4 protein-coding genes are annotated in these 6,000 nt (G+C 58.9%); 3 read left to right on the forward strand and 1 reads right to left on the reverse strand.

From position 1 onward, the window contains the following. Positions 1-99: 99 nt before the first annotated feature. From acnA to ACI7MX_RS14895, 3 genes are all read left to right on the forward strand, one after another. On the forward strand, positions 100-2,841 hold the full coding sequence (gene acnA / locus ACI7MX_RS14885) for an aconitate hydratase AcnA (protein WP_405589223.1): 2,742 nt from the start codon (positions 100-102) through the stop codon (positions 2,839-2,841). 109 nt (positions 2,842-2,950) lie between these two features. Next, positions 2,951-3,739, forward strand: coding sequence for a CPBP family intramembrane glutamic endopeptidase (locus ACI7MX_RS14890; RefSeq protein WP_405589220.1), 789 nt, complete (start codon positions 2,951-2,953; stop codon positions 3,737-3,739). A 420-nt stretch (positions 3,740-4,159) separates the two neighbouring features. Then, positions 4,160-5,725 carry a methyl-accepting chemotaxis protein gene (locus ACI7MX_RS14895; protein ID WP_405589217.1) on the forward strand — a complete coding sequence of 522 codons (1,566 nt, stop codon included), beginning with the start codon at positions 4,160-4,162 and terminating at the stop codon, positions 5,723-5,725. On the opposite strand, the gene ACI7MX_RS14900 is transcribed toward ACI7MX_RS14895, so the two are convergent. Continuing rightward, on the reverse strand, positions 5,715-6,000 hold a 286-nt coding region (locus ACI7MX_RS14900; protein WP_405589214.1), incomplete at its 5' end, for a hypothetical protein. The genes ACI7MX_RS14895 and ACI7MX_RS14900 overlap by 11 nt on opposite strands.

Consider the following 6,000-nt stretch of genomic DNA (forward strand, 5'->3'; position numbering starts at 1 on the left):
TTCGGAACCTTGATCCCGTATAGACAGTCCAGTTATTAGCCAGAGCACCTTTTCAGGGCTAGGTTAGAAGCTCTACCCGTGTACTACAGGAGTCATTTCATGTCCTCCCTTGATAGCCTGAACACCCTTTGCACCTTAAAAGTCGACGACAAGACTTATCACTATTTCAGCCTGCCGCATGCCGCCAAGACTCTGGGCGATTTGAGCAAGCTGCCGATGTCACTCAAAGTATTGCTGGAAAACCTGCTGCGCTGGGAGGACGGCAAGACCGTTACCGAACCTGACCTCAAGGCGTTGGCCGCCTGGCTCAAAGAGCGGCGCAGTGATCGGGAAATTCAGTACCGCCCGGCACGCGTGTTGATGCAGGATTTTACCGGCGTACCCGCGGTCGTAGACCTGGCGGCCATGCGCGCAGCGATGGCCAAGGCCGGCGGCGACCCGCAACGCATCAACCCGCTGTCTCCGGTCGATCTGGTGATCGACCATTCGGTCATGGTCGACACCTTCGCCAGCTCCCACGCCTTTGAGCAAAACGTTGACATTGAAATGCAACGTAACGGCGAACGGTACGCGTTTTTACGCTGGGGTCAGGATGCGTTCGACAACTTCAGTGTCGTACCACCCGGCACCGGTATTTGCCACCAGGTGAATCTGGAGTACCTGGGCCGCACCGTCTGGACCAAAGAAGAAGACGATCGCACCTACGCGTTCCCCGACACACTGGTCGGCACCGACTCCCATACCACCATGATCAATGGCCTCGGTGTACTGGGCTGGGGCGTCGGCGGAATCGAAGCCGAGGCGGCCATGCTCGGTCAACCGGTGTCGATGCTGATCCCGGAAGTCATCGGCTTCAAGCTTAGTGGCAAGCTCAAGGAAGGCATTACGGCCACCGATCTGGTGCTCACCGTCACCCAGATGCTGCGCAGCAAGGGCGTTGTCGGCAAGTTTGTCGAGTTTTACGGCGACGGTCTGGCTGAGCTGCCGCTGGCTGACCGCGCGACGCTGGCCAATATGGCCCCCGAATACGGCGCCACCTGTGGTTTCTTCCCGGTGGATGACATCACGCTGGATTACCTGCGGCTGTCCGGACGTCCGCAAGCCACTGTCAAACTGGTCGAAGCGTATTGCAAGGCTCAGGGCCTGTGGCGCGAACCGGGTCAGGAACCCGTCTTTACGGACACACTGGCGCTCGACATGGGCACCGTTGAAGCCAGCCTCGCAGGCCCCAAACGTCCGCAAGACCGCGTGGCTTTGCCCGACGTCGCGAAAGCTTTTGATGACTTCGTGGGCCTGCAATTCAAACCCGTCAGTAAAGAAGAAGGCCGGCTTGAAAGCGAGGGCGGTGGTGGCGTCGCCGTGGGCAATGCCGACCTGATCGGCGAAGCGGAGTACAGCTACAACGGTCAGACTTACCGCCTGAAAAACGGCGCCGTGGTCATCGCCGCCATCACCTCATGCACCAACACCTCCAACCCCAGCGTGATGATGGCTGCCGGGTTGGTGGCGAAAAAAGCGGTCGAAAAAGGCCTCAAAAGTCAGCCTTGGGTGAAAACCTCGCTGGCGCCGGGCTCCAAAGTGGTGACCGACTATTACAAAGCCGCAGGCCTCACTCAGTACCTTGACCAACTGGGCTTTGCCTTGGTCGGCTACGGCTGCACCACCTGCATCGGTAACTCCGGGCCGTTGCCTGAACCGATTGAAAAAGCCATCACCCAGTCCGATCTGACCGTGGCATCAGTGCTGTCTGGCAACCGCAACTTTGAAGGGCGTGTTCACCCCTTGGTGAAAACCAACTGGCTGGCTTCGCCGCCGCTTGTGGTCGCCTACGCCCTCGCGGGGACCGTGCGCATTGACATCAGCCGGGAACCGCTGGGTGTGGGTTCAGACGGTAAGCCGGTGTACCTGCGGGATATCTGGCCCAGCCAAAAAGAAATCGCCGACGCCGTTTCACAAGTGACCACAGACATGTTCCATAAGGAATACGCCGAGGTGTTTGCCGGTGACGAACAGTGGCAAGCCATTGAAGTGCCAAAAGCTGCGACCTATGTGTGGCAAGCGGACTCTACGTACATCCAGCACCCGCCGTTCTTTGATGACATCGGCGGGCCATTGCCGGTGATTAGCGACGTCAAAGGTGCCCGGGTGCTGGCGCTGCTGGGCGACTCGGTGACCACCGACCACATCTCCCCTGCGGGCAATATCAAGGCGGACAGCCCGGCGGGTCGCTATCTGCGCGAAAAAGGCGTGGAACCCCGTGACTTCAACTCCTACGGCTCACGGCGCGGTAATCACGAAGTGATGATGCGCGGCACCTTTGCCAATATCCGTATTCGTAACGAAATGCTCGGCAGTGAAGAAGGCGGCAACACGATTTACATCCCCACCGGCGAAAAAATGTCGATTTACGATGCGGCCATGCGCTATCAGGCCTCAGGTACGCCTCTGGTGGTGATTGCCGGTCAGGAATACGGCACGGGTTCCAGCCGCGACTGGGCCGCCAAAGGCACCAACCTGTTGGGGGTAAAAGCGGTCATTGCCGAAAGCTTTGAACGTATACACCGCTCCAATCTAGTGGGCATGGGTGTACTTCCCTTGCAGTTCAAGCTCGATCAGAACCGCAAGAGCCTGAACCTCACAGGCAAGGAGACACTGGATATTCTGGGATTGAGCAACACCTCATTGCAGCCGCGCATGAACCTGACGCTGGTCATCACCCGGGAGAACGGTCAACAGGAAAAGGTCGAGGTGCTCTGTCGGATCGACACCCTCAACGAGATTGAATACTTCAAGGCAGGCGGGATCTTGCATTACGTGTTGCGCCAGTTGATTGCTTCTTAAGAGGCGTCGTCCTACAAACCCTGGCTGTGATTTCTTTGCCAGTTGATCGTTATACTTGCCAGCCCCGAACCTGTTTCGGGGCTTTTTTATGCCGTCAACAAGGAATGACATGCCTGTTTTGCCCTGGCCCTATCTGGCCCTTCTAACCCTCGGCTACTGCCTGGCACTGAGCTATGGCCACCTGGGCGTTCAAACCATTGCCCCACTGCTGGCACTCCTCCTTACCGGCATCGCGGCCTATCCGTCACGACCTCAATGGCTGCGTTACACCGCTCACGCCGTGTTTATCTTGCTGGCTCTGGCCTTGGCCCTGCACGGGTTGCCCGGTTTTCAAAACGGTCGCGCCATCGCTCCCGAACGCATCACCGCCGATGCCGTGCCGTTTTCGATGTACCTCAATCTCGACAAGCCCTTGATAGGTTTTTGGCTGCTGCTGGTGTGCCCTTGGATCGCCCCGCGCTTTGCCTGGCGGGTGTCGTTGAGGGCCACGCTGATGGCGCTGGCGCTTGTAGCCCTTGCCGCGCTCGGCGGTGCAAAGATCTTGGGCATGATTACCTGGGCACCGAAATGGCCAGCATCCGCCTGGATATGGATGCTTAATAACCTGTTGCTGGTCACCGTAGTCGAAGAAGCACTGTTTCGAGGCTATATACAGGGCGGCCTAAGCCGCTGGTTCAAGGGCTTGCCTTATGGTCGGACGTTAGCACTGGTGATAGCCTCAGTGCTGTTCGGTCTTGCCCACATGGCCGCAGGCTGGCAGTGGGTGTTACTGGCGGGTATTGCCGGGCTGGGTTATGGCCTGGCCTATCGATTCGGCGGGCTAGGTGCAGCGATTGCCACGCACTTTGGCCTGAACCTGCTGCACTTCGTGTTTTTCACCTACCCCATGCTGGCTTAGGTCTCCTGCGGCTCTTGCCGCCGACGAGGAACGAGGGCTGCGATCGGTTTGGTGCGCCACTGCGATGAAGCGCCTTAAACCATCCACCTCGATGTTTTTGGGTGTATATCCATTACTGCCGTAACAGCCACTCAGGGTTGCGGCCTTACGCCGCGTCACTTTGAGCAGCGCAAAGTAACCAAACGCTCTTGCCCCTACCACTCGATGCCTCGTTTTGGCTCGGCATGCCCTCACACAGGCAGCGTGGCTTAATGGGGCGCTTCAGATCAAAAGCCAAAGCCAGATCAAAAGCTCGCTGCCTGCGCCTGCTCTCAATCAACTTATCCGTCGTTCATTAAAGATGGGTAGACGCCAGGATTTAAATTAAACAAATCCTCAGGTCCGCCGACACCCTGTCAAAGCCTTGCGGATTGAAACGACATGCGTAACAACCAGCCCATCACCCAGCGCGAACGGACCTTCCCCGCGCAACAACGGTTGATTTCCACAACGGATGCCAGAGGGGTTATCACTTACTGCAACGACGCCTTCATGGAGATCAGCGGGTTTTCTCGTGACGAGCTGATCGGTGCGCCGCACAATCAGGTGCGCCATCCGGATGTGCCTTCTGCGGTGTTCGAACACATGTGGAGCACCCTGAAAAAGGGGCAGCCGTGGATGGGTATCGTCAAGAACCGCTGCCGCAATGGCGACCATTACTGGGTCAATGCGTATGTGACCCCGGTGTTCGAAAACGAGCGTGTGGTGGGCTATGAATCGGTGCGGATCAAACCTACCGCCGAACAAATTTTGCGCGCCGAAGGGCTTTACTCGCGGTTGAACCGCGGCAAACCGGCCGTGCCGCGCCGTGACCAGTGGTTACCGGTACTGCAGGACTGGCTGCCGTTTATTCTGGTTAGCCAACTGAGTTTCATGATTGGCGCTCTGCTTAATTCCAGCTGGGGCTTTGCCTTGGCCGCCCTGCTCTCGATTCCGCTGGGGTTGCTGGGCCTGAGCTGGCAACAACGTGGCATCAAGCGTTTGCTGCGACTGGCCGAGCAAACGACCTCCGACCCGCTGATTGCTCAGATGTACACCGACAGTCGCGGCCCGCAAGCGCGCCTGGAAATGTCCATCCTAAGCCAGGAAGCACGTCTTAAAACCTGCCTCACCCGTCTGCAAGACACCGCCGAGCACTTGAGTGAGCAAGCCAGGCTATCGGATTCTCTGGCGCATAAAAGCTCACTGGGGCTGGAGCGCCAGCGTGTTGAAACCGAGCAAGTGGCCACGGCCGTCAACCAGATGGCGGCGACCACCCAGGAAGTGGCCAGCCATGTGCAGCGCACGGCTGACGCGACCCAAGAGGCCAACCGCCTGACCCGCCGGGGTCGTGACATTGCCGGTGAAACCCGCGAAGCCATTGAACGCCTGTCTGTCGTAGTGGGTGAAACCGGGGCTACGGTGACGCAACTGGCCAAGGACAGTGACGAAATAGGCGGCGTAGTTGACGTGATCAAAGGCATTGCTGACCAGACCAACCTGCTGGCCTTGAACGCGGCCATCGAGGCGGCCCGGGCTGGCGAAATGGGTCGCGGTTTTGCCGTGGTCGCCGATGAAGTCCGCCAACTGGCGCAACGCACCAGCACCTCGACCGGACAGATTCACAGCCTGATTGCCAAGCTGCAACAAACCGCCTCAACCGCCGTGCAGACCATGGACGCCGGCCATCGTCAGGCACAGGAAGGCGTGGCGCGGGTGATGGAAGCGGATCAAGCGCTGGTGGGCATCAGTGAGGCGGTGGCCAATATCACCGACATGACCACCCAAATTGCCGCGGCCACCGAGGAGCAAAGTGCCGTGGCTGAAGAAATCAGCCGCAACATCAGTACCATTGCCGAGCTGGCCGACCAAACCTCTGAGCAGGCTCAGCATTCCGCGAAACTGAGCGAAGAGCTGACCCAGACCGTGAACACCCAGTATTCGCTGGTGGAGCGGTTTAACCGCTAAGGCGTGCGGCGGCAGTAGCCGCTTTGGCCTGCTCAACCCACAGGCGTTTTCGCGCCTCAAGTTCCTCGGCTTCCAGCAAACGGCGTCTGTCTTCGGGGGTCAAGCTGGCCTGATACGCCGCCTCTTCCTCGGCTTTTCGCACGGCCGCCGCGGCCAGCGCGGCGGTTAACACGGTTTGCAGGGCCGGGGTGGTCGCGGTGGTTTCATCGAGCGCGGGTGGCAATGGCAATGTATCGAGCAGCTTCACGATGCGGCCGGTGTCCTGGGTAAACGCG

The sequence above is a fragment of the Pseudomonas sp. 2024-210 genome, assembly GCF_045062345.1.
Taxonomy (GTDB): domain Bacteria; phylum Pseudomonadota; class Gammaproteobacteria; order Pseudomonadales; family Pseudomonadaceae; genus Aquipseudomonas.

What these genes read in the sequence shown, in the direction of transcription:
- ACI7MX_RS14895 (WP_405589217.1), top strand. Translation starts at nt 4,160, where the DNA reads ATGCGTAACAACCAGCCCATCACCCAGCGCGAACGGACCTTCCCCGCG.
- ACI7MX_RS14890 (WP_405589220.1), top strand. Translation starts at nt 2,951, where the DNA reads ATGCCTGTTTTGCCCTGGCCCTATCTGGCCCTTCTAACCCTCGGCTAC.
- acnA (WP_405589223.1), top strand. Translation starts at nt 100, where the DNA reads ATGTCCTCCCTTGATAGCCTGAACACCCTTTGCACCTTAAAAGTCGAC.